We start from the raw sequence: 24,618 nt of genomic DNA on the forward strand, positions 1-24,618 counted from the left end.
ATCCATAGAAATCCTTTTCGCCGGATCCGTCACAGATCAATATCCAGCTCAACCGGGCAATGATCGGATCCCATGATCTCTCCGTGGATCTTCGCATCCTGAAGCTTTTCTTTCAGGGAAGGGGAAACAAGGAAATAGTCGATACGCCAGCCGGCGTTCTTCTCTCGTGCACGGAAACGGTAGGACCACCAGGAGTAAACGCCCTCTTTATCCGGATAAAAATAGCGGAATGTATCAATAAAGCCACTCTCAAGGGCTCTGGTAAAGCAGGCTCTCTCTTCATCAGTAAAGCCTGCATTTTTGCGGTTGGTCTTCGGGTTCTTGAGATCGATCTCCTGATGTGCCACATTAAGGTCGCCACAGCAGATCACCGGTTTCTTCTCCTGCAGTTTCAGAAGATAAGCCAAAAAATCCTCTTCCCATTTCATACGGTATTCCAGACGGCGGAGCTCGCTCTGGGAGTTGGGAGTATATACAGTCACAAAATAATACTCATCGAATTCCAGCGTGATGACACGTCCTTCTTTATCATGCTCCTCTATCCCAATCCCGTAAACTGCAGACAATGGCTCCCTCTTTGTAAAAATGGCTGTACCTGAATAGCCTCTGCGGTTTGCGTAGTTCCAGTACTGATGATATCCGGGAAGTTCCAGCTTCACCTGTCCCTGCTGACATTTCGTCTCCTGCAGACAGAAAATATCCGCATCCAGCTCATGAAAGCGCTCCTCAAAGCCCTTGGTGATACAGGCCCGGATCCCATTTACATTCCAGGAAATAAATTTCATATTTTTATATTTTCTCCTCATTTTTTCGTCATATTTTTATTATATCTCACATTGTCGGATTAAGCAAAAAATATTTTGAAAGTTTTCTCAGGCTCTCAAATATTTTGTTGCTGTTCTACGTCATATCTGTTAAAATGTTCTCTATATCATGCAGAGCTGCCCTCTTATTTACAGGCAGCAGCAGAACGGAGGATTTTTTTATGAGTGATGAATTTAACAAAAGCGGATGTGCACCAAGTGACTGCGCTTCCTGCACAGCTAACTGTGAAAGCAGGGTAGATGAGGCACATCATACCATCACCCTGACTATGGATGATGATACTGAGGTAGAATGTGCCATCCTTACTATTTTCCCTGTAGAGAACAAAGAATATATCGCACTTCTCCCACTGGATGAGAACGGCCAGAATGAGACCGGTGAGGTTTATCTCTACAGCTTCTCCCGCACAGCAAACGGCGATCCGATGCTGGCAAACATTGAAGATGATGAAGAGTACGACGCTGCCGCAAATGCCTTTAACGCAGTCGTGGAAAAAGCACGTGCAGACGAGGAGGCAGACGCACCTCTCAGCTAAACAGTGCATTTATCGGAAAGCAGTAACTACACAAAACAAGCCCGGAAAATCGGATGTATGTGGTCTTCACACCTCCGCCTTCCGGGCTTTTGTTTTATTTTGTGGTACTTCCGAAGCCGCCGTTTCTTACTGCATCTGCATCGTCATCCACGGTGATTCCGTATTCCACAAAGATCCCCTGCATAAAACCGGTTCCTGCCGGGATCTGGATCGTTTTATCTTCTCTTGTATCGTTAGTCAGCTTGGCAAAGATATGACCTTCGTTGTCGGAAAAGAAATAATCGCTGTCAATGATTCCCACGGTGTTATTCAACTGCAGCCGGAATTTAAATCCCAGTCCGCTTCTCGGATAACATTTCAGAACCCAGCCCTCTTCCATCTCTACACGGATACCGGTCGGTATCTTTACGATCTCACCTGGCTTCATGGTCACATCCACAGGTGCATAAAAATCATATCCTGCACTTCCGGTCGTAGCTCTCTTCGGAAGCTTCAGACTGTCGTAGATATTCCGGATCTCCTCTTCTGAATACTGTTCAAAGGTATCCTTCCAGTCCTTTGCAAACTGTTCAAAACTTACCTTGTGAAATTTCGCAATTCTTTTCATTTTTCGTTCCACTCCCAATAGGTAATTTCAAAAAAACCTCTGATCACTCCGTGTACAAAACCACACGGTTCTCACGAAGTGACGCCTGTACATCGATCACCCTCTGATTTGAGGAGCCTTTCCATTTCAGACGAACCTCTTTCTTGTCCACCTGAAATTCCCCGTCCACGCATACATCCAGATAATGGATGATCTCGTACTGCTGGATTTCTTCCCAGAGAGAACCCGTATACAGCCAGATCGTCTTATCCGGATACTTCTCTCTGATCTCTCGTGCAAGAGCTGTTACCTCAGCGATATTGGAAGGATGCAGAGGATCGCCTCCCGAGAAGGTGATCCCGCTGATATAATCCTTGTCCAGCTCTGCAAATATCTCAGCTCGCTCGCTGTCCGTAAAGGGCAGGCCTCCATTCGGATCCCAAGTAATGGGATTCTGGCACTCCCGGCAGCCGTGTGAACAGCCGGCTACCCAGAGCACTACACGAAGTCCGTCTCCGTTTAACATATCGTCCTTGGTAATATTGTGGTATCTCATCATTTATGCTTCTTCCGGTACATCCTTCATGCTGAAGCTGATTCTTCCCATCTTGTCCTTGCCAAGGCAGATAACCTTAACTTTGTCGCCAAGTGTAAGAACATCCTCAACACGGTTGATCCTCTGTTTGGAGATCTTGGAAATGTGTACCATTCCCTCCTTGCCCGGTGCAAACTCAAGGAATGCGCCAAACTCTTTGATGCTGACTACGCGTCCTGTAAAGATCTGTCCTGCCTCAAACTCGGTAGTGATGATCTCGATCATACGTTTTGCTTCATCCATACCCTTCTGGTCTGTTCCGCAAATGGAAACTGCGCCGTCGTCTGTGATATCGATCTTCACACCTGTACGCTCGATGATCGTGTTGATAGTCTTTCCTCTCTGTCCGACTACATCACCGATCTTCTGCGGGTCAATCTGGATCTGGATGATCTTCGGAGCAAACTCACCAACGCTTGTACGAGGCTTGTCGATACATTTCTCCATAACTTCTGTCAGGATATATTCTCTTGCCTCTTTTGTTCTGCGGATCGCTTCCTCAACGATCGGTCTTGTAAGACCATGGATTTTGATATCCATCTGGATCGCTGTGATTCCGTCATGTGTTCCGGCTACCTTGAAGTCCATATCTCCGAAGAAGTCCTCAAGGCCCTGGATATCTGTAAGAACGATGTAATCATCGTCTGTTTCACCTGTAACAAGTCCGCAGGAAATACCTGCAACTGGTTTTCTGATCGGTACACCGGCAGCCATCAGTGACATGGTAGATGCACAGATACTTGCCTGGGATGTGGAGCCGTTGGACTCAAATGTCTCAGATACGGTACGGATCGCATATGGGAATTCTTCCTCTGTAGGAAGTACCGGTACCAGTGCTCTCTCAGCAAGTGCTCCGTGACCGATCTCACGACGTCCCGGTCCTCTGGAAGGCTTGGTCTCACCTACAGAGTAGGACGGGAAGTTGTAATGGTGCATATATCTCTTGGATGTCTCAAACTCATCCAGTCCGTCAAGACGCTGTGCCTCTGTAAGAGGAGCAAGTGTAGTAACGGTACAGATCTGAGTCTGTCCTCTTGTGAACATGGCAGAACCATGAACTCTCGGGATGATATCTGTCTCTGCAGCCAGCGGACGGATCTGTCTGATCTCACGTCCGTCCGGACGTTTATGATCTTTGAGGATCATCTTACGGACAGTCTTCTTCTGGTACTGATATACAGCCTCACCGAGAACGGCAAGCCATTCCTCATTGTCTGCAAAAGCTTCTTTCAGCTTATCAGTGATCTCGCTGATGTTATTCTCACGTGTCTGCTTGTCATCAGAGAATACGGCAACCTCCATCTCTTCCGGAGGAACGATCTTCTTGATCTCATCAAAAAGCTCCTGAGGTACTGCACAGGACTCGTAGGAATGTTTCTCTTTTCCGCACTCTGCTACGATCTGGTCGATGAATTTGATGATCTCCTGGTTCACTTCATGAGCCTTGTAGATAGCCTCGATCATCTTATCTTCCGGGATCTCATTAGCTCCGGCCTCGATCATGATAACCTTCTCTCTTGTAGAAGCAACCGTAAGCTGAAGATCAGAAACTGCCTTCTGTGCAAGTGTCGGGTTGATGATAAACTCGCCGTCGATCATACCAACCTGTGTGGTTGCGCATGGACCGTCAAATGGGATATCAGAAATACAGGTTGCAATGGAAGAACCAAGCATAGCCGGGATCTCCGGATTGCATTCCGGATCAACAGACATGACCATATCTACCAGAGTTACGTCATTTCTGTAATCCTTTGGAAACAGCGGACGCATCGGACGGTCGATAACACGGGAAGTAAGGATCGCATGCTCGCTTGCCTTACCCTCTCTCTTGTTGAAGCCTCCCGGGATCTTTCCTACTGCATACATCTTCTCCTCATACTCAACGCTTAACGGGAAGAAATCGATCCCTTCTCTCGGCTCTTTGGATGCGGTAGCAGTAGCAAGGACTGTAGTATCACCGTAGTGCATAAGAGCAGCACCATTGGCCTGTTTCGCTACACGTCCGATATCTACAGTCAGTGTTCTTCCTGCAAGTTCCATGGAATAACTTTTGTACATATTCGTTCTCCTTTTCTTATTATATTAATATCTGACAGGAGCCCGAAACAACTGAAAAGACCACTTCCTTTGAAAAAGATCTCGACCGGAAATGGGCTTTTCAGTAGTCTCGGAAATCACTCCTGCGGTAATTCCGTCTGTGTTTATCACACATGTTAAAATGGGGCGGATGGAATCATCCGCCCCTCCCGTAGCAATTATTTTCTTAAACCTAATTTCTCAATCAGTGCACGGTATCTTTCGATGTCTGTTTTCTTAAGATAAGCAAGAAGGCCACGTCTCTGACCTACCATTTTCAGAAGACCTCTTCTGGAATGATGATCTTTGTGGTGTGTTTTAAGATGCTCTGTGAGCTCCTGGATTCTTGCTGTAAGAACTGCAACCTGAACCTCCGGTGAACCTGTGTCACCCTCTGTTCTTGCATACTCTTTCATGATCGCTGTTTTCTTCTCTTTAGAAATCATTGTTGTTTCCTCCTTGAAATTTTAATCAAACGCCGGGTATTAAGAAGTGGTCGGAGTCTCCGGCTTCTGAATACTGGCTTTTTTCACCTCGAACAGTATAGCACACGGTTTCTGACCTGTAAACTGTTTTTTCGAAAAGTTTTTCCCGAAAGTTTTTATTTTTCGAGACTGCGGAAATAAGCCTTTCCCTTTTCTGCATCCTTCAGGAGCTGCTGCTTTAGTGCTTCTATGGACGAAAAGCGCTTCTCCGGTCTGGAATAATGAAAGAATTCCACTCTGCAGGGCTCTCCGTACAGATCCTCCTCACAGTCAAAAAGATAGGTCTCAACACCCAGGAATTTCTCTCCGATGGTTGGCTTATATCCTACGTTTGTGATCCCGCAAAGGGTTCTGTCCTTAAAATGGGACACTGTATCATAAACGCCATTTGGCGGCATCAGCTTTTCTTTTGCAGGAACGATATTGGTAGTGGGAAGAAGGACCTTATGTCCCATTCCTCTTCCATGTTCGATCACACCGTCCACAAAAAAGGGGATTCCCAGCAGATCATTAACCTTTTCCATATTTCCCTTTTTCAGTTCCTCACGGATAAATGTACTGCTGATCTTTCTGCGGCCTTCCATTTCTTTCGGAACAACATCCACAGTAAAGCCAAGCTTCCTTCCCATAGTCTCCAGAAGCTGTGGTGTTCCCTTGCGTTCATACCCGAACCTGAAATCTTCTCCCACTGCAACATGCTCCGCCTGAAGATCTCCCACCAGGATCTCTTTAACAAAGGTTTCTGCCTTCATATGACGGATCCGGTTATCCAGCGGACATTCGATCAGCACATCCACGCCTGCTTTCTCAAGAAGCTGACATCGTTCCTCTTTTGTAAAGATCATCTGACTGCCGATGCCAAGAGAAAAAAGGACTGTCTGCAGACCTTTTTCTTTCTGTTCCAGGATCTTCTCCACCAGTTTCTGGTGTCCACGGTGTATGCCGTCAAATTTTCCAAGTGTCACCGCACTCTTTGAAAGGCGCGGAAATTCTCCGTCGATCTTCAAGTATTCCATATCTTCTGCTGCTCCTGCAAGTTTTTATAAAGTGTCATACAAAAAACATGCGGATGGGTACGTATTTCTGTTTTCTTTCATCCCAGCCGTATATTCCTGTGAAATTTCCGCTGCTTTTATACATCCGGACTTTTTCTTCCCTGCTGCCTCCCTGTACCAGTTCCTCCGGAAGCGGGTTTCCATTATTTAGAAGCCTGTCTCCCTCCGGTGTACAGGTAAGGACCGGATACATGGAAAGTACATCCTCGATGGAAACAAGCTTTTCCCCGATGGTCCCATCGGCAACCGCCTCCTCCACCTGGGAAAGTGTCATGCTCTCTTCCAGAGTGAAATTTCCGGACCTGGTCCGAAGCAGCTCTTCCATGGCTCCGCCGCAGCCTAATTTTTCTCCGATGTCATTGCAAAGTGTACGGATATAGGTGCCCTTGCTACAGGTAACGCTTATGCGTACCAGCGGAAGCTCCATATCCAGTATCCTTATCTCATAAAAAACCACAGGGCGCGGCTTACGCTCTATGGTTTTTCCTTCTCTGGCCAGTTCGTAAAGCTTCTTTCCGTTTACCTTCAGGGCCGAATACATAGGAGGGACCTGCTGCTGTTCTCCCACAAAGGATCCCACTGCCTCACGGACTTCCTCTTCCGTGACGGTAACAGTTTTCTCAGAAAGAACAACTCCGGTCATGTCCTGGGTATCTGTGGAAACTCCCAGCCTTAAAACCGCCTCATATGTTTTTTCTTTTTCTGTAAGAAGCTCCACCAGCCGGGTCCCCTTGCCCAGTGCAACAGGAAGTACTCCCTCTGCTGCCGGATCCAGAGTCCCGGTATGGCCGATCTTTTTCATGTGGAGAATCCCACGCAGCTTTGCAACAACATCATGAGAGGTATAACCTTTTTCCTTTCGGATCACAAGTATTCCGTCCATGATCTTATCTTTACTCCTCTGCAAGCTGTTTTTCAATTTCAGCGGTAAGGTTGTTGATCACATCGTACATGGAGCCCTGCATATCACAGCCGGCTGCACGCACATGTCCGCCGCCTCCGAAAAATACGGCAATCTTGCTTACATCCACCTTACCATTGGAACGGAGAGATACCTTAAAGAACTGCGTCTGCATCTCATAGATAAAGATCGCAACCTCCACACCAGCAGTCAGACGGAGCTGGCTCACGATTCCCTCCAGATCCTTTCCTTCCACACTGTAGAAATCCATCTCCCGTTTTTTCAGATATCCGACCACACACTTACCGCCCTGAAGGAGAATACTCTCTGCCAGGACACGTCCCATGACCTGATTCTGAAGATATGTTTTCTGGTAAAAGGACTCATCGATGATCCTGCTGAAATCAAATCCTGTTTTCATCAGTTCTCCGGCGATCCTCATGGTTTCCGGTGTTGTGGAAGAATACTGGAACACGCCGGTATCATGTGCCATTCCTGTATAAATAGGAACCGCAATGGAACGATCGATCTTGTCTGAATCCAGAAGTCCGTAAAGAACTTCGCTGGCAGAGCTGATCTCGCCTCTTACATGATTGACATCCGCAAATCCGTTATTGCTCACATGATGGTCAATGCAGGCTGTTTTTTTTGCTGCATCGAAATATTTCCGGGCAACAGCAAGCCTGTCCAGTGCGCTGACATCACAGGTGATAAAAAGATCATACACCTTATCTTCTTCTGCTTCTGTCTTAACCTCATCCATTCTGTCAATGTAATCAAATACAGGTTTCCGGTCTTCCAGATAAACATCTGCTTCTATATCAGGAAAATATTTCCGGATATAGAGATACAGAGCCATACAGGAACCAATGCAGTCCCCATCCGGACGGATGTGACCGCCAATGCCAACGGTTTTTACATTTTCCAGTATTTCTGAAATGTTTTTCATTTTTTCCACCTATTCCTCTGTTTCCATCCCACTCATTACGTCATTGATCTTCTTTGACATATTTACACCATATTCAATAGACTCATCCAGAACAAAACGGATCTCCGGTGTATTGCGGAGATTCAGTCTTCTGGCCAATTCTCTCCGAACATAGCCCTCTGCATTCTTTAAGCCCCGGAGGGTGGAATCCTTGGCCTGTTTCTCGCCCAGCACACTGATGTAAGCTTTGCAGGTCTTAAGATCCGGTGCCACCTCAACAGCTGTCACAGAAGTCATCGGATGAATTCTGGGGTCCTTGATCTCGCTGTGTATGATGGTGCTGAGTTCTTTTTGAACTGCACCATTCACACGTGTATTTTTAATGCTGTTTTTTCTCATTACGAATCACTCCTATCTTGGTACCTCTACCATGATATATGCTTCGACTTTATCTTCTTCTTTGACATCATTAAAGTCATTAAATACAAGACCGCACTCATATCCGGCACGAACTTCCTTGACATCATCCTTAAATCTCTTCAGAGATGCAAGCTCACCCTCGAAGATCTGGTCCTCACCTCGTGTGATACGAACCTTACAGTTACGCTGGAATGTACCATCCAGCACATAGCTTCCTGCGATGGTTCCGACACCGGATGCCTTGAACAGCTGACGAACCTCTGCGTGACCGATAACCTTCTCCTCGAATACAGGATCCAGCATACCCTTCATGGCTGCCTCTACATCCTCGATCGCCTGATAAATAACTTTATAAAGTCGAAGGTCAACGCCCTCCTGCTCAGCAAGCTGTTTTGCTGTAGTATCCGGACGTACGTTAAAGCCGATGATGATCGCATTGGATGTTGCAGCAAGGCTGACATCAGACTCATTGATGGCACCTACACCACCATGGATCACCTTAACGATAACTTCCTCGTTGGAAAGCTTGGTAAGACTCTGTTTTACAGCCTCAACAGATCCCTGTACATCGGCCTTGACGATGATCGGAAGCTCCTTAAGATCGCTGGCCTGGATCTGGTCAAACAGGTTATCCAGAGAAAGCTTGCCTTTGGTCTCCTCGAGAAGACGGCTCTTGTTCTCTGTAACGAATGCGCCTGCAAAGTTCTTGGCTTCTTTATCGCTCTCAAAGGACATCAGGATCTCACCTGCATTAGGAACATCACCAAGTCCGAGGATCTCAACCGGAGTAGACGGACCTGCCTCTTTTACACGACGTCCCTTATCATCCATCATTGCACGTACCTTACCATTGCATGCACCTGCGGCAATAAAGTCTCCCACATGAAGAGTACCCTTCTGAACAAGGATGGTAGCAACCGGTCCTTTACCTTTATCAAGCTGAGCCTCAATAACAAGACCTCTTGCCTCACGGTTCGGATTGGCTTTGAGCTCGGAAACCTCAGCAGTAAGAAGAATCATCTCAAGAAGATTCTCAATTCCTTCTCCTGTGTGTGCGGATACCGGAACAAAGATGGTGCTTCCGCCCCAGTCCTCAGGAATCAGTTCATACTCGGAAAGCTCCTGTTTTACACGCTCAACATTTGCACTTGGTTTATCGATCTTATTGATGGCAACGATGATCTCAACACCGGCTGCCTTTGCATGGCTGATCGCCTCTACTGTCTGCGGCATTACACCATCGTCTGCGGCAACGACCAGAACTGCGATATCTGTAGCGTTGGCACCACGCATACGCATAGCTGTGAACGCCTCATGTCCCGGTGTATCCAGGAATGTGATCTTCTGACCTTTGATATTTACCACGTAAGCACCGATGTGCTGTGTGATTCCGCCGGCCTCGCCTCTGGTTACGTTTGTATTACGGATGGCATCCAGAAGAGATGTTTTACCATGGTCAACGTGACCCATAACACAGACTACCGGAGGTCTCGGAACCATATCATCCTCATCCTCTTCGTCCTCTTTGAGGAGCTCTGCGATCACATCCACCTTTTCTTCCTTCTCAGCAATGATATCAAAGCCAAGTGCGATCTCCTCTGCCTTTTCAAAGTCGATCTCCTGGTTTACGGTTACCATGACACCTTCCATGAAAAGCTTCTTAACGATCACTGACGGCTGCATCTTCATCGCGTCCGCAAGCTCACGGATAGTAAGCTTCTCCGGAATGGTGATCTCCTTGATCTCCGGTTTCTTCTCTTCCTGCTTCGGCTGTGGATTCGGTTTCTGAAGTGCTTTCGGGATTCTGGAATTCGGTCTGCGTCCGCCCTGATTTGGTCTGCGTCCGCCCTGGGTACCTTTCTCGAATTCTTTCTTCTTGTTCTTATTCTCTCTGTCACGCTCACGCTTGCTGTCCTTGGATGTCTTGGTCAGCTCCGGAGTGAATACAGCATCTGAAGAGCCACCGCTTCTTCTCTGTCCCGGACGCTGTCCGCCGCCCTGGCCACCACGGTTTGCTCCGCTGAAACGGTTGTCTCCGCCTCTTCCGCCTTCGGAACGTCCGCCCTGGCCACCCTGGCCACGGTTTGCTCCACCGCCAAAACGGTTTCCTCCGTCTCTTCTTCCTTCAAAGCTTCCGCCCTGACCTCCCTGGCCACGGTTTGCTCCACCGCCGAAACGGTTTCCGCCTCTTCCGTCATTCTGACGTGGGCCTCTGTTTCCCTCGCCCTGTCTTGCCGGACGTCCCTCACCATTCTGGGAACGGTTTCCGCCAAAACGATTTCCGCCGTCTCTTCTTCCCTCGAAGGTTCTTCCGTCACGATTTCCGTCTCTTCTTCCTTCCGGACGGTTGCCCTGCGGTCTTCCGCCCTGAGTACGATTCTGGCCACTCTGACCGTTTCTCTGCTCACCGGACTCACCGTTTCTTGTGTTTGCTCCTGCGCTTCTCTGACCGCCGTTCTGTGGACGTGCCGGTCCCTTTCTCTCGCCTGCTGCCGGTTTTCTTCTTCCTTTACCGCCATCGCTGGCATTCTGTGCATGAAATACACGGATGATATTTTTTTTCTTTTTCGGTGCTTCAGATTTGTTACCTTCTGTATTCACCGTTGTTGTCTTTTCTTCTGTTTTTGGAGTATCCAATTGTCTATATTGCTCCTTTCCCGATCTGTTGAATTTATCTTTTATCATTTCTATCGTCAAACCTCCTTACAGACGCCTGTATCATGCAGGTTATCTGCCGGATTCTTTTTCCAGCGCCTTCATGATCGCCTTTGCAAAATTTTCGTCCTGCACGGCAAGGCTGGCACGGAATTCTTTGCCCATTGCTCTGCCCAGGCTCTCTTTGTCTGAAAGGAAATATAACGGAACTTCATAATAGGTACACATATTCCGAAATTTCTTTTTTGTGTTTTCGGAGGCATCATCTGCCACCAGTGCCAGGAAACCTTTTCCTGTTTTTACGGATTTCTCTGTGGAAAATTCTCCGCTCACTGTTTTTCCTGCTTTTGTCGCAAGTCCGATGAGTGATAAAACCTTATTGTTTTTCAATTGATTCAAACTCCTTTTTGAGGTTCTGATACACTTCATCCGGAACTGCCATTTTCAAGGAACGCTCCAGGCCATGGTTTTTGATAGCCTTTTCCAGGCATTCCTCTGAGAAACAAAGGTATGCGCCGCGTCCGTTTTTCTTACCTGTAGCGTCCAGGATGATCTCATTCTCTGATGTCCTGAGAACTCGTATCATTTCCTTTTTGCTTTTCATTTCCCTGCAGCCGGTACACTGACGCATGGGAATCTTGGTTCTCGTTTTCATTATTCTTCGGCATCTCCATCTGCTGTTTCTTCAGCTTCTGTTTCTGTCTCTTCTGTATCTTCCTCTGTTTCTTCAAGCTCTTCGGAAACAGCCTCTTCTGTCATTTCTTCCTCTGCTTCCTCGTGTTCCTCATCGTAATCATCGTAGAAGTCACCGGACTCTCTTGCCTGTGTCTCGCTCTTGATGTCGATCTTGAAGCCTGTAAGTCTTGCAGCAAGACGTGCGTTCTGTCCTTCCTTACCGATAGCAAGGGAAAGCTGGTAATCCGGAACTACGACCAGTGCGGTCTTCTCATCCGGGTCAGCCATAACTGCGATAACCTTTGCAGGGCTTAATGCATTCTCGATAAGGATCGCCGGGTTCTCATCCCAGTTGATGATATCGATCTTCTCACCGTGAAGCTCGTTAACAACTGCACCTACACGTGCACCGTTCATACCAACGCATGCTCCCACAGCATCTACATCCGGATCGTTGCTCCATACAGCGATCTTGGTACGGGAGCCTGCCTCACGGGCAATGCTCTTGATCTCAACGGTACCGTCTCTTACCTCTGCAACCTCGGACTCGAAAAGTCTCTTTACAAGACCGGGATGTGTTCTGGAAACCAGGATACGCGGTCCCTTCGGTGTATCCTTAACTTCAAGAATGTAAACTTTTACTCTCTCAGTTGGCTGGAAGGTCTCACCCTTTACCTGTTCGTTCTCTGTAAGTACTGCGTCTGCCTTACCAAGGTTGATGCTGACATTTTTGCCCATTACTCTCTGAACAATACCGGTTACCACTTCTTTTTCGATTCCATAGTACTGATCGTAAAGAACTTTACGCTCTTCCTCACGGATTTTCTGAAGAATGACATTCTTTGCATTCTGGGTTGCGATACGTCCGAATTCCTTGGACTGGATCTCAACCTTCATAACATCACCGATCTCTGCGTTCGTGTTTGTTTTCTGTGCATCCACCAGAGAAATCTCCAGCGCCGGATCCTCCACATGCTCTACAACAGTTCTGTCAGCGTAAACACTGAAGTCACAGGTCTCCGGATCGATCATAACGTGAACGTTATCTGCCTTTCCGAAATGGTTCTTACATGCCTGGATCAGTGACTGCTCAATTGCCTCCAGCAGTGTATCCTTACTGATGTTTTTCTCTTTTTCGAGAACGTCCAGCGCATCTCTTAAATCTCTGCTCATTTTTCTTTTTTCCTCCTGAATTTTACAGATTCGATTCTCTTTTAGAATTCGATCGCGAGACGAATCAGGGCAATATCTTTTTTATCAAAGGTACGTTCTGTGCCGTCTTCATCGATTGTCACACTGTTACTATCATATGCATTTAAAATACCGCAGAATTCTTTCTGTTTCTCGATGGGCCGGTAGGTACGGATCTCCACCAGCTTGCCAAGGCTTCTCTTAAAGTCTTTTTCTTTTTTAAGAGGCCGGTCAAGTCCCGGAGAACTGATCTCCATAATGTAGCTGTCCTCGATGAAATCCTGCTCATCCAGTATATCGCTGAATGCACGGCTTACGTCCTCGCAGTCATTGACTGTGATTCCGCCCGGTTTGTCGATATAGCCTCTGAGATACCAGGTTCCGGCTTCCTTGACATACTCCACATCTACCAGTTCAAAGCCCCTGGACTCCACGATCGGTGTAAGGATCGCCTCTGTCTTCTGTTCATATTCTTCCCGTCTGCTCATGCTTCCCACCTGCCTTTCCTATTTCTGCCTATTTCTGAACAAATTCCTTCTCAACAAATAGGAGCGGGCTCTCGCCCACTCCTATGCCAACAAGTTCTTAGTTTCGTTCATTGTAACACCAATGTCTGTTAAATGCAAGTATTAATTGCGATTTGAATTTCTGTTTATCTTTTACAGGATTTCTCCCGCTTTATAGCATGCTGCTATATAATCTCTCGGCTGATAATAAAAATCTGTATTATAGTCCGAAATATGTGCATCAATCCAGGAATGATAAATATCCCATATTCCTTTTTCGATTTCCGCATCATCATATATGTCTTCTATTAATCGCTCATATACTTCTCCAATATCCCAGTAATCCGGAACCGTATATCTGCACATGGATACATTGTCAAATTTTCCTTCTGGAATATTGCATTGCTCCATAAACTCTGCTGCAACTTTTTGTATTGGCTCACAGTGAAATACATCCGCATAATCGTATATTCTCTTTATGTTTTCTCTGCCAAGATAATCTGTGATTTCCCGCCGATGTTGTTTTCTGTTTCGTCCTATATACTCAATCAGGCTACAGGTAAAAAATAAATTGTTATTATTTTTTTTCGCCATATACGACCTCACTTCCTGCAAATTCCAAAGTATCCAATGCCGAAACTGTATGAAAACTGATCTGATGTGTGGGGTACTTAAATTTTACCAGTTCCCAGAAAGCAGATCTTGAGATCTTACCATCCAGATAGTTTTGCAGGTAATTGTAGATCGTATCATCTGCCATCGGTCCTTCCACAATATCATACTGATGTGCTTGTCCACTTCGACAGGAAATAATAAAGTCCAGCCATTCTTCTGTCATTTTCTCAAATCTAAGAATTTTTAATTCTGTATTTTCTGTATACTCGTACCTGTTAATGTATCCCTTTTCTCCATACCTTGTCGCCCACCGTTCTGCCTGTTTTTCGATGTTCGTACAATAGAAGCCAAAGTAGAAATCTTTGTTAAATCGGGCTTTTCTGATTTCCGGATACTCTACTATATCTTTACTTCCATGATATAAAGTCATATGCACTCCTTTTCAGATTGGACTTAACACAATAGTTTCCTGGAGCTATTATAACAAATGTGTATCGAAAATCGCAATATATTTTACTCTCACAAGAGCATCTATATCACGACACTCTCCCATTCTCCATCTCATACACCACATCCGCTACTTTCATCGTAGAAGTTCTGTGTGACACCAGCACGACGGTACGGTTGGCTTTATCTTCCTTCAGGGATTTCAGGATGATGCCTTCGTTCAGGGAATCCAGATTGGAGGTTGGCTCGTCCAGAAGAAGGCTACCAGCGCGGTTCCTTCCACTACGGGGTCCTGATGCCGGATAAAGTATTCAAAAACGCCGGTTGGGATCCGGGGATTTCCGTTTTCTTCTTCGGCTTTTACCCAGCCGGTTTCTGGGTCCACATACCAGAGAACAGTTTTTTTCCTCCGGTGCTGTGCAGAACAGTTCAAAATAGCTGTCCTCTTTTTTTACATGAAGGCGGATCTGTTCTTTATAATTCTTAAATTCACCGGCCAGTCTTCTTGGACAGGTTATTTCCATGTAGTAGATTCCCATGAGAAAGGAGTATTCCCCCGGCTCATAGCGGTATCTGAGGTCTGTGTTCCGAAGAGCATGCTCAAAGGTGCTTCCGTAATTTACAAAATTGCAGATCTGCTGCACGGTCTCATCGCTTACCACGTGCTCCATGCGGCAGGCATCTTCTTCTGCAATGCGGCTTTCTACTCCTACATATTCCAGAAGCTGGGTGAAGGTTTCATGGCGGTGGCGGCATTCCTCGCCCCGGATCCGTCCCAGCTCTGTGGGGCAGACGCAGATGTTTTTTTCTTCGATTTTTACGTAGCCCTGGGCGGTCAACTGTTTCAGACAGGCCAGAACCTCCCGTCTGCTCATCTTCATCCGCCCGCAAATCTCGGAGATTCCGATCAGGGCGTCCTTTTTTGCAAGAGAGCAAAGCTCCTCCAGTATGTCTTCCTCGATTTCTCTTTTGGATAAGGGTATGCTGTGGCCCAGCTCTTCTGTGGATTCATATGTTATTTTTGTCATTGTTTTTTTCTGAACCTGTTTTATATTTGCGGCTGTGTTAGCTCAGTCTAACTCATTATAAAAGATGGCTCATATTTCTGTCAAGAGGGCAAAAAAATCCCCACCGGTCGGGTTAATTGTACCTGATCGGTGGGAAGTATATATTCTGTAAAATTGTATTCTCTTTATTTACGTCCAGTCGCTCTCCGCTTCTGCCAGCTTCTCCCTCAATGTTTTCTCAAGAGCCACAAAAGCCGGAATAAAGCTGTCGCGGATGAGCAGGATCATCTCATCTACTTCCTGCTCATTATATATATGGACAGATGTGTTACGCTTTTTCAGCATGAGCAGCCACACTGCTGAATCGTTTACGAAGCCCAGCTTATAGCCAAGCTGCAGGATTTCTCTCGGTGAACCGGTGTCTGCTCCTTCTGCCCCGTGGAGTCGCAGGATCTCCTGAAGAGCTTTCCAGGCAAGCTCGAAAGTCAGGTTGAACTGTCCGATCACGCCGGTTCTGTAAATATCGTTGTTATCCGCAAGTTTGAAATCTGCATTTCTTAATATAGTAAGACAATTAGAAAAATTATCAAGCTTTTTCATAGATCACAACTCCATCCTTTTTAATTTCTTTTTTGAGTTCTTCAGAAATTGAAGCATCTGCATTAATTACATCAAACATCAGAAGTGAATGGATATTTTCTTTGATATCCCAGTAAAAGGAATCAAAATCTCCTCCATATACAGCAATATCTACATCACTTCTTTCTGTATTGTTTCCTCTTGCACGGGACCCAAAGAGGATGATCTTTCTGACAGAATGTTTTGTGGCAAATGAAAATAGTTCTCTTATAACTCTTTCCGGAAGATCATATCGCATTTTTAACGCCTCCCATTTTCATATAACCCTATCATATCCTATCTGCCAGTTATCCGCAATCCTCTTCGCGTCTTTTATACCCTCGGCTTCACACCCTTCGTATCTCTCTTAGCCAGCTTAACTTTATTCAGCACATACGGCTTATCATGATATTCAATGGCATATTCTTGGCGGCTTTCCAGGAGATAAGCGTGGTGAATGCGGTCTTCACCGGTAAGCTTCATGCCGCGGACACCCATAGCGTTTTTCTTAGTGACGGAGATCTCGGTTTTCATGATACGGAGAAAGTAACCCTTTTCAGACTGGAACACAACCTGATCCATCTCATCGGCTGCTCCTACGAATACCAGGCGGTCATCCTCTGCAAGCTTGGTGGAAACAATGGTACGCTTGGAAGCACGGAACTCTTCTCCTTTTACCAGCTTGCACATGCCGTTCTCTGTAACAAAGAGCACTGTGGAGGCTGCCACCTGGCTCAGCGGTGCCACATAAAGGATTTGCTCGGAAGTACTATCATAATTACCCAGATTATCTGCCGGAACACCTTTATCACGGAAACGTACCAGCGGGATATCCTCTGCCTTCACGGTGTGAAGCTTGCCGGTATCTGTAAAGATACAGATCTTGTCCGTATTCATGCAGGTAAAGACATAGCGGCTCTCTGCATGAGCGGCATCCTTATTACGCTCGTAGGCATTCTTGTCAATGAGACGCATATATCCGAAACGATCCATCAGGAAGCAGACTTCGGTCTCTTCCATCTTCTTCTCCTCATAAACAGCTTCCTCGGCGTTTTCAATGGAAGTCTTACGCTTACTGCCGTATTCCTTCTTGATCTGATCCAGTTCACCCATGATCACTGCTGCCATGGAGTCATAATTATTCAGGATATCCTCATAAGCAGCAATGTTCTTCATGGTTTCCTCATGCTCCCTCATCAGAGCATCGATCTCCAGTCCGATCAGCTTGTAAAGACGCATGTCCAGGATAGCTGTGGCCTGTTTCTCTGTGAATTTCAGGGATCTTGCCGCTTTTTCGGATGTCTTGGTCTTGAATTTAATCCCTTCTGTGATACCGTCGGTCAGACATTTCTTTACCTGGTCGCGACTCTTGCTGCCACGGAGGATCTCGATGATCAGGTCAATGACATCACAGGCTTTGATAAGGCCTTCCTGGACCTCCCTTTTCTCCTGTTCCTTGGCAAGAAGGGTTGTATATTTTCTGGAATTTACTTCAAATACAAAGTCCACATGGTGAGCAATGATCTGCTTCAGTCCCAGTGTCTCCGGTCTTCCGTCTGCAACTGCCAGCATATTGACACCAAAGGTATCCTCCAGTCGGGTCTTCTTATAGAGCATGTTGGTAAGGTTCTCAACATCTGCGTCGCGCTTCAGTTCCAGAACGATACGGATTCCTTCTTTGGAGGACTGATTGGAAATATCCACGATATCTGTGGTCTTCTTGGTTTCTACCAGAGTTGCGATATCGTTTAAGAATTTTCCGATGTTGGCACCGATCATGGTATATGGGATCTCTGTGATCACCAGCTGCTGACGGCCGCCTTTTAATTTCTCCACTTCCACACGTCCACGGATACGGAGCTTGCCGGTTCCGGACTCGTAGATCTTTACAAGATCGTCCTTGTTTACCACGATGCCGCCGGTAGGAAAATCCGGTCCCTTGAGATAGCGCATCAGTCCTCTGGTGCTGATGTCGTTGTTCTTCATATATGCCTTCACCGCATCTACCACTTCACCCAGGTTGTGCGGCGGGATGCTGGTTGCCATACCAACGGCGATTCCGTCGGCTCCGTTTACAAGAAGGTTGGGAATACGCACCGGAAGTACTACCGGCTCCTTCTCTGTTTCATCAAAGTTCGGCATAAAGTCCACAACGTTCTTATCAAGATCTTCCAGAAAAACCTCCTGGGTCAGTTTCTCCAGGCGGGCCTCTGTGTATCGCATGGCTGCAGCTCCGTCGCCTTCAATAGAACCAAAATTTCCATGTCCGTCCACCAGTGTACGACCCTTTTTAAATTCCTGCGCCATGACTACAAGCGCATCATAAATGGAGCTATCACCGTGGGGATGATATTTACCCATGGTATCTCCTACAATACGGGCACATTTACGGTACGGGCGGTCGTAGCGGATGCCCAGCTCATACATATCGTAAAGGGTACGGCGCTGTACCGGCTTCAGTCCGTCACGTACATCCGGCAGCGCTCTGGAAATGATAACGCTCATGGCGTAATCGATATATGATTTCTGCATGATCTCCGCATAGTCAGTGCGGATGATATTGTCCTGTTTCGTATTCATTGTTCAATTCTCCCAATCTAATTCCGGGTTACAATTCTCGGTTTTTCTGTGACCTTCGCTCACAAAAACCACCTCGCAGAATATTCCCTATGAACAGTAACAAATCCTGCTCATTATCTATCAGATATCCAGTTCCGCATCTGTCGCGTGCTCATAAATGAATGCCTTACGCGGCGGAACATCGCTTCCCATCAGGATCTCTGTCACATCGGAGGCCATGCGGGCATCTTCGATCTCCACACGCTTCATCATTCTTGTCTCAGGGTTCAGGGTAGTCTCCCAGAGCTGCTGGGCGTCCATCTCACCGAGACCTTTGTATCTCTGGAGTGTGAAGCTTCCTGGTTTATGACTCTTACGGTATTTCTCAAGGGCCTTATCATCGTAGAGATATTCCTCCTGTCCCTTCTTCGGCATTACCTTATAAAGAGGTGGCATGGCAATATACACATGTCCCTCATAGATAAGCTCCGGCATAAAACGGTAAAACAAAGTCAGAAGCAGAGTAGAGATATGAGCACCATCCACATCCGCATCGGCCATGATCACGATCTTGTCATAGCGAAGCTTCGTGATATCAAAATCATTTCCGTAGCCCTCGGAAAAACCGCAGCCAAAGGCATTGATCATAGTCTTGATCTCTGCGTTGGCCAGCACCTTGTCGATGGTAGCCTTCTCTACGTTGAGGATCTTACCGCGGATTGGAAGGATTGCCTGATAGTTACGGTCTCTGGCTGTCTTGGCCGAACCGCCGGCGGAATCTCCCTCTACGATAAAGATCTCACACTGTGACGGATCCTTCTTCTCACAGTTGGCCAGCTTGCCGTTGGAATCAAAAGAATATTTCTGTTTGGTAAGAAGGTTTGTTTTGGCACGCTCCTCGGTCTTACGGATCTTGGCCGCTTTTTCCGCACAGGAAAGGACGGTCTTCAGTATTTCCAGATTTCGGTCAAAAAACAGTACCAGCTGTTCTCCTGCCACCTTGCCGGTGGCTCTGGATGCGTCCTGGTTGTCCAGCTTGGTCTTGGTCTGTCCCTCAAATCGGGGTGCCGGATGCTTGATGGAGACTACAGCAGTCATTCCGTTTCGGATATCTGCACCTGTAAAATTGGGGTCTTTATCCTTCAGTACACCGATTTCACGTGCGTAGGTGTTCATTACCGTTGTAAAGGTAGTCTTAAATCCGGTCAGATGAGTTCCTCCCTCTGCATTGTAGATATTATTGCAGAATCCCAGAACATTCTCACGGAACTCATTGGTAAACTGAAAGGCAACTTCCACCTGGATCCCGTCTGCCTCTCCTTTAAAATAAACCGGATCATGGAGCGGCTGTGCATTCTTGTTAAGGTCACGGATAAAGCCTACGATTCCCTCCGGCTCATGATACTCGATATCCTCAGGAGTGTCCCCTCTTCGATCCTCAAAATGGATGGTAAGCTCCGGATTCAGATAGGCAGTCTCATGGAGACGGCTCTTTACATCCGCTGCTCCGAATCTTGTTTTCTCAAAAATCTCCGGATCCGGAAGGAAATTCACGCAAGTTCCAGTACCTCTGGTCTTCCCTAATTTGGGGAGAAGTCCTGCTTCCAGTTCAATGGTAGGGATTCCTCTCTCATAGTGGTCATGATGTATATAACCATCACGGCTGATCTTAATATCCAGATACGTAGATAATGCGTTCACTACGGAAGAACCTACACCATGAAGTCCGCCGCTTGTCTTATATGCGGAATTGTCAAACTTACCGCCTGCATGAAGAGTTGTAAAAACAAGACGCTCCGCAGATATTCCCTTGGCATGCATATCCACCGGGATCCCTCGTCCATTATCTTCTACTGTACAGGAACCGTCCTTCTCAAGAACTACATGGATACGGCTGCAGTACCCTGCAAGGTGCTCATCCACCGCATTGTCTACGATCTCATATATTAGATGGTTCAGTCCCTTTCTGGATACGCTTCCGATATACATACCGGGGCGCTTTCGCACGGCCTCGAGGCCCTCCAGGACAGAGATACTGCCCGCATCATAAGTGTCTTTTTTTGCCATTCCACTGATTCCTTTCTTTTTATAATCGAACGTTTGTTTGTATTATACTCAAAATATATGTACTTGTAAAGTCCACATGATCATCTTTTCTCTGCAATTTTTCCAAAAGATACTCGTGGCAGTTCAAGGAACCGGTCTTCCGAAAAATCGCTTTCTTCAGCCGCCACAGCCTATCTATTCTATCAAAAGTATCTGTAAACTTCAAGCAATTTGTGTCTGTCAGAATGCAACAGGCGGAAAACCCTGCTTTTTATGGAAGCATGTTTTCCGCCTGTTTCTGATCATTTCAGGAAATTTTTTCCAGAAGCTTCTCCTCGCACAGGGGCCTGGAAAAATAATATCCCTGTATCATATCCACGCCCCATTTTTCCAGAAGCTTTACCTCCTTTTCGGTCTCAGCACCTTCTGCGATCACCTTATATCCCATATGCTGCAGGATCATGACAATGCTGCGATAAAAAGTAGCTGTCTGAGGATCGCTGCTGATCCCGGACAGAAGAGAACGGTCCATTTTTACCGCTGAAAACGGAATGCGAAGAACTGCGTTCAGATTTGCATAACCGGAACCGAAATCATCCAGACACATATGGATCCCCACTTCTGCAAAATCATCAATGGCTGTGCAGAAGCTTTCGCTGTATTCGGTTGCCACGTTTTCCGTGATCTCAAACTGAAAATATCCCGGATCTAATCCATACTCCTGTATGATCCCGATAAGCACATGGCTGTATCCGGGTTTCATCAGTTCGGAAGGAGAAAGATTGAATTTCACATTCCGGATCTTCTTCATGATATATTCATGTTCTTTTATAAAACGGCAGACCTTGTGAAGCTGAAGACATCCCACTGCAGAGATCATTCCCTGTTTTTCCGCGATCCCGATAAACACATCCGGCGGAATCATTCCCAGAGCAGGATGTTTCAGCCGACTCAGTGCCTCCAGAGTAATAAAATCCTTGTTTTTTATGGAATATACCGGTTGATAATATACCTCGAACAGATCCTCTTTCACCGCTTTCTGAAGAAAATGCTCCACTTCCTGCTCATAGCGGAAGCCCTCCAGGATCTTGCTGTCCGACTGGATCAGGACCGTATCCTGCCGGTTCTGTATCAGAGATATCATATATTCGATATAAGAAAGGATACTATCCTCTTTTTCCAGTTTTTCCGCATTCATGATCCCGCAGATCGCAGCATGGAACGACACCTTTTCGTTTTCGATAAAAAACGGCTTTTTCAGAAATTCTTCTATTCCGTCTCTGGCTTTTTCATAATCTGTCAGCGAGTCCAGCACTGCCAGAAAGCAATTGCCTGTGATACGAAAGATCTGCACCGAATCCGTGATCTCCCGGAACCCCTTCGCCGCCCGGATCAGCAGCTGATCTCCCACTCTGGTCCCGTAGATCCTGTTGATCTGCTTCATATTGCAGGCATCCACAGCAAGCAGATGAAAGCTTTCTTTTCGATAGAGCTTTTCTCCGATCCATTTGTCAAAATACTGTTTGTCAAATAAACCTGTCATACTGTCCGTATATTCACCCGGATTGTTCATGGTAAGATAGATCAGCCAAAGTCCTACAGAAAGCCCGAAACCGGTAAGCAGTATTCTTTCCGTGGCAATCTGGAGAAACAGGCAGGCTGCTTCGATAAACCAAAATCTCCATATGGTGCGCCGTGTTTCTTTTTTTGCTGTTTTTCCATAACGGAACATAAATGCAACGATCACCAGCATAAAAAAGAATACATATCCATAGATCAGAAAATGAAAACTTCCCCGGATAAATCTACCTTCCTGGTTAAAATAAAAAAGCCATCCCGTCCGTAAGTTTGCTGTAACTGCCAGCAGCATTGCAGCCGGCAGGACCACCCAGCAGGTTTTCAGCCATTTATATTTCTCCTTTTGTCTTCCGGTGACGATCCGAATGTAGCAGAAAAGCCCGTAAGTAAGTATGACATCACAGAAATAATAGAGAGTCAGGACCAGCGCTGAACCTCTGCAGCCTTCACTGCTGCCGCCTCCTGCGATTACCGCACTCAGCATATCCAACACCACGTAAACGCCGCTGAAAACCAGAAAACATACAAAATTCCTGTTTTCCGCATTGTTCAGTCTTTTATGAGAAAAATAATGTATTGCGATCATCGTCACCAGAACAAGGGATGTAATCTGAAAACAGTTAATATACTCCATTTTTCAAATCCCCCTTCTTTTTGTTCTCATAAAGCTTCCTGTCTGCCTCATATTTCCATTCTCCCATGGATTTCAGAGAGCCATCCTTATTTCGCAGATGGCTGCCTCCCAGGGACAACGAAAAACGATGCCTGCATCCTCTCCCGATATTCCGGAGCTCTTCTTTCAGGCGTTCCGGCCAGAATTCGTCCGGTACTTCCGGATCATAGACCAGAACCGCAAATTCATCCCCGCCGATGCGGTAGCAGGTTCCTTTTTCCCGGAAAACGTTCTCCACACATCTGGCAGAGCTCACCACCATCTCGTCTCCTGCAGCCCGTCCGTACTCTTCGTTGATCACGCGAAGCTGATCGATATCGATATACATAAGAAGGATATCCCGGTATCTGCCCATATCTGCGGAAATACTTTCCAATTTTTTCTCAAAATTAACTCTCGTCTCAAGTCCTGTCAGCCCATCCTCTCTGGACAGTCGTTCGTAAGCCTGGGATTCCAGACGGTAACGAACGTTATCTGTCATCAGCATGACTGCGTCTGCAATGACAAGCACAAGAAACACAAGATTTCCCAGTTCAAAAATAGATCCATAGTAGGAAATCTCGAACAGCCAGTACAGGATCAGTGCTATGATACCGCTTGCTCCCACGACGATATATGCAATGAGAAGCAGACGTATCTCACGCTGTTTATGCTTCCGGTACTCCCGGATCAGAAGTACCGCTGATATCAGGACCCACACAACCAGCAGAATATGCGTCACAAACAGCATATCCTTAAATTCAAAGGCTCCCAGGATCACCAGGACTCCCTGTAAAGCAGCATTCAGATAAAATGTAAAGATTCCAAGATCCAGGATCCTGTATTTTTTCATGTTTCCGATGTTCTGCAAAAAACGCAGCATCGGAATTGCCAGCAGCATGAACATATAAAAAGAAATAAGACATAATGCTTCGGGGCATCTGCTGTAGCTCTGTGCCAGTGATGAGTCCGTCACCAGCCAGATACTGCACATCATAAGGAACAGTGCCACATCCCGGAACCGACTGTCCGGCATCTGCCTTATCCTCATATAGATGCAGATACACAGAGCGATCATACTTAATACGATCATGATCGCTGCCGCCCCTAAAGGAATGGCTGCTTTTCTGATCTGATACCAGGCTATTGCCCTTCCGGTTCCTATGCATACCGGTTCTATAACATATTTTCCTCTCTGAGGCGCAGAATAGCTAAACGTCAGGACTTTTCCCTCTGTGTCATTACCCAGAGCGGCAATACACTGCACCTTGGAACGCATCTGCACATTTTTGGAAAACATGGCCTCCTTATATTCATACAGGATCTTTCCATTCAGGCGTATCACCAGATCATACTGGGCTCCTGTAGAAACCACGGTCATTCCTCTGCTTTCCGCTCCCAGACTTTCATTGTACAGGATCAGCTTTTCGCCTGTTTTTGCCGGAATTTCCGCAGGCAGGGTGATCTCCTGTTTTTTTCCGTCTTTTATGTAGTACCAACCTTTGTTAAGAAACTGTACACTGTCCTGATGTTGGATCAGCCCCCCTGCGTGGGTCGCTGCAAAGATCGCGCCAAAAACCAGCAGCACCACACCAAAAAGAACGGCTTCTACCTTCCATATCAAATTTTTCTTTTTTCTGTCATTCATACTCTTCCTCTTTAT

The 24,618-nt window shown here is 46.4% G+C and carries 24 protein-coding genes and 1 pseudogene; 1 reads left to right on the forward strand and 24 read right to left on the reverse strand.

Annotated elements, in window-relative coordinates; translation table 11 throughout:
- Positions 1 to 29 precede the first annotated feature (29 nt).
- Positions 30 to 785 (reverse strand): exodeoxyribonuclease III, encoded by a 756-nt coding sequence (locus DMI82_RS00420; RefSeq protein ID WP_110102004.1) that lies wholly within the window; start codon positions 783 to 785, stop codon positions 30 to 32.
- A 200-nt stretch (positions 786 to 985) separates the two neighbouring features.
- Between DMI82_RS00420 and DMI82_RS00425 the strand changes: the two genes are divergently transcribed.
- Positions 986 to 1,360 carry a DUF1292 domain-containing protein gene (locus DMI82_RS00425; RefSeq protein WP_110102005.1) on the forward strand — a complete coding sequence of 125 codons (375 nt, stop codon included), beginning with the start codon at positions 986 to 988 and terminating at the stop codon, positions 1,358 to 1,360.
- Between the two features lie 94 nt (positions 1,361 to 1,454).
- On the opposite strand, the gene DMI82_RS00430 is transcribed toward DMI82_RS00425, so the two are convergent.
- From DMI82_RS00430 to DMI82_RS00540, 23 genes and pseudogenes are all read right to left on the reverse strand, one after another.
- Entirely contained in the window at positions 1,455 to 1,967 is a 513-nt protein-coding gene (locus tag DMI82_RS00430; RefSeq protein WP_015525804.1) for a deoxyuridine 5'-triphosphate nucleotidohydrolase, read from the reverse strand.
- A gap of 43 nt (positions 1,968 to 2,010) precedes the next feature.
- Positions 2,011 to 2,502 carry an anaerobic ribonucleoside-triphosphate reductase activating protein gene (gene nrdG, locus DMI82_RS00435; protein ID WP_044961222.1) on the reverse strand — a complete coding sequence of 164 codons (492 nt, stop codon included), beginning with the start codon at positions 2,500 to 2,502 and terminating at the stop codon, positions 2,011 to 2,013.
- Between the two features lie 3 nt (positions 2,503 to 2,505).
- Positions 2,506 to 4,599: a polyribonucleotide nucleotidyltransferase gene (locus tag DMI82_RS00440; RefSeq protein ID WP_044961197.1), complete on the reverse strand. Its 2,094-nt coding sequence runs from the start codon at positions 4,597 to 4,599 to the stop codon at positions 2,506 to 2,508.
- 197 nt (positions 4,600 to 4,796) lie between these two features.
- Positions 4,797 to 5,063, reverse strand: a complete 267-nt coding sequence (gene rpsO, locus DMI82_RS00445) for a 30S ribosomal protein S15 (RefSeq protein WP_015525801.1) — start codon at positions 5,061 to 5,063, stop codon at positions 4,797 to 4,799.
- Positions 5,064 to 5,218: 155 nt separating this feature from the next.
- A complete protein-coding gene (locus DMI82_RS00450; protein ID WP_015525800.1) occupies positions 5,219 to 6,118 on the reverse strand; it encodes a bifunctional riboflavin kinase/FAD synthetase in 900 nt (299 codons plus the stop codon).
- 34 nt (positions 6,119 to 6,152) lie between these two features.
- Positions 6,153 to 7,043 (reverse strand): tRNA pseudouridine(55) synthase TruB, encoded by an 891-nt coding sequence (gene truB / locus DMI82_RS00455; protein ID WP_408611430.1) that lies wholly within the window; start codon positions 7,041 to 7,043, stop codon positions 6,153 to 6,155.
- A gap of 7 nt (positions 7,044 to 7,050) precedes the next feature.
- The gene (locus tag DMI82_RS00460; RefSeq protein ID WP_110102007.1) at positions 7,051 to 8,007 is read right to left on the reverse strand and encodes a DHH family phosphoesterase; all 957 of its coding nucleotides are present in this window, start codon (positions 8,005 to 8,007) and stop codon (positions 7,051 to 7,053) included.
- A gap of 9 nt (positions 8,008 to 8,016) precedes the next feature.
- Complete coding sequence (gene rbfA, locus DMI82_RS00465; protein ID WP_015525797.1) at positions 8,017 to 8,385, reverse strand: 30S ribosome-binding factor RbfA; 369 nt, start codon at positions 8,383 to 8,385, stop codon at positions 8,017 to 8,019.
- Between the two features lie 12 nt (positions 8,386 to 8,397).
- On the reverse strand, positions 8,398 to 11,091 hold the full coding sequence (gene infB, locus DMI82_RS00470) for a translation initiation factor IF-2 (protein ID WP_110102008.1): 2,694 nt from the start codon (positions 11,089 to 11,091) through the stop codon (positions 8,398 to 8,400).
- Positions 11,092 to 11,133: 42 nt separating this feature from the next.
- The gene (locus DMI82_RS00475) at positions 11,134 to 11,451 is read right to left on the reverse strand and encodes a L7Ae/L30e/S12e/Gadd45 family ribosomal protein (protein WP_021650310.1); all 318 of its coding nucleotides are present in this window, start codon (positions 11,449 to 11,451) and stop codon (positions 11,134 to 11,136) included.
- Positions 11,438 to 11,716 (reverse strand): RNase P modulator RnpM, encoded by a 279-nt coding sequence (gene rnpM, locus DMI82_RS00480; RefSeq protein ID WP_110102009.1) that lies wholly within the window; start codon positions 11,714 to 11,716, stop codon positions 11,438 to 11,440. Before rnpM ends, DMI82_RS00475 begins: the two co-directional genes overlap by 14 nt.
- Positions 11,716 to 12,909: a transcription termination factor NusA gene (nusA, locus tag DMI82_RS00485; RefSeq protein WP_110102010.1), complete on the reverse strand. Its 1,194-nt coding sequence runs from the start codon at positions 12,907 to 12,909 to the stop codon at positions 11,716 to 11,718. The genes rnpM and nusA overlap by 1 nt, the downstream gene beginning before the upstream one ends.
- Before the next feature lie 41 nt (positions 12,910 to 12,950).
- On the reverse strand, positions 12,951 to 13,415 hold the full coding sequence (gene rimP / locus DMI82_RS00490; RefSeq protein ID WP_021650312.1) for a ribosome maturation factor RimP: 465 nt from the start codon (positions 13,413 to 13,415) through the stop codon (positions 12,951 to 12,953).
- A gap of 171 nt (positions 13,416 to 13,586) precedes the next feature.
- The gene (locus DMI82_RS00495) at positions 13,587 to 14,027 is read right to left on the reverse strand and encodes a hypothetical protein (RefSeq protein WP_021650313.1); all 441 of its coding nucleotides are present in this window, start codon (positions 14,025 to 14,027) and stop codon (positions 13,587 to 13,589) included.
- Positions 14,011 to 14,478 (reverse strand): DUF3990 domain-containing protein, encoded by a 468-nt coding sequence (locus tag DMI82_RS00500; RefSeq protein WP_022426617.1) that lies wholly within the window; start codon positions 14,476 to 14,478, stop codon positions 14,011 to 14,013. The genes DMI82_RS00495 and DMI82_RS00500 overlap by 17 nt, the downstream gene beginning before the upstream one ends.
- A gap of 106 nt (positions 14,479 to 14,584) precedes the next feature.
- Positions 14,585 to 14,755 (reverse strand): annotated as a pseudogene (locus DMI82_RS20615) (ABC transporter ATP-binding protein); the annotation flags it as partial.
- 51 nt (positions 14,756 to 14,806) lie between these two features.
- Complete coding sequence (locus DMI82_RS00510; RefSeq protein WP_110102011.1) at positions 14,807 to 15,523, reverse strand: metal-dependent transcriptional regulator; 717 nt, start codon at positions 15,521 to 15,523, stop codon at positions 14,807 to 14,809.
- A gap of 168 nt (positions 15,524 to 15,691) precedes the next feature.
- Complete coding sequence (locus DMI82_RS00515) at positions 15,692 to 16,102, reverse strand: HI0074 family nucleotidyltransferase substrate-binding subunit (RefSeq protein ID WP_022426615.1); 411 nt, start codon at positions 16,100 to 16,102, stop codon at positions 15,692 to 15,694.
- Positions 16,089 to 16,379 (reverse strand): nucleotidyltransferase family protein, encoded by a 291-nt coding sequence (locus DMI82_RS00520; protein ID WP_021650318.1) that lies wholly within the window; start codon positions 16,377 to 16,379, stop codon positions 16,089 to 16,091. Before DMI82_RS00520 ends, DMI82_RS00515 begins: the two co-directional genes overlap by 14 nt.
- A 74-nt stretch (positions 16,380 to 16,453) precedes the next feature.
- Positions 16,454 to 18,700, reverse strand: coding sequence for a DNA gyrase/topoisomerase IV subunit A (locus DMI82_RS00525; protein ID WP_110102013.1), 2,247 nt, complete (start codon positions 18,698 to 18,700; stop codon positions 16,454 to 16,456).
- Positions 18,701 to 18,820: 120 nt separating this feature from the next.
- On the reverse strand, positions 18,821 to 20,746 hold the full coding sequence (locus tag DMI82_RS00530) for a DNA gyrase/topoisomerase IV subunit B (protein WP_110102015.1): 1,926 nt from the start codon (positions 20,744 to 20,746) through the stop codon (positions 18,821 to 18,823).
- A 286-nt stretch (positions 20,747 to 21,032) separates the two neighbouring features.
- The gene (locus tag DMI82_RS00535) at positions 21,033 to 22,937 is read right to left on the reverse strand and encodes a GGDEF domain-containing protein (protein ID WP_242981791.1); all 1,905 of its coding nucleotides are present in this window, start codon (positions 22,935 to 22,937) and stop codon (positions 21,033 to 21,035) included.
- Positions 22,924 to 24,603, reverse strand: coding sequence for a GGDEF domain-containing protein (locus DMI82_RS00540; protein WP_110102016.1), 1,680 nt, complete (start codon positions 24,601 to 24,603; stop codon positions 22,924 to 22,926). The genes DMI82_RS00535 and DMI82_RS00540 overlap by 14 nt, the downstream gene beginning before the upstream one ends.
- Between the last annotated feature and the right edge of the window lie 15 nt (positions 24,604 to 24,618).

It is taken from the genome of Blautia sp. BCRC 81119 (assembly GCF_003184505.1).
GTDB lineage: Bacteria > Bacillota > Clostridia > Lachnospirales > Lachnospiraceae > Blautia_A > Blautia_A fusiformis.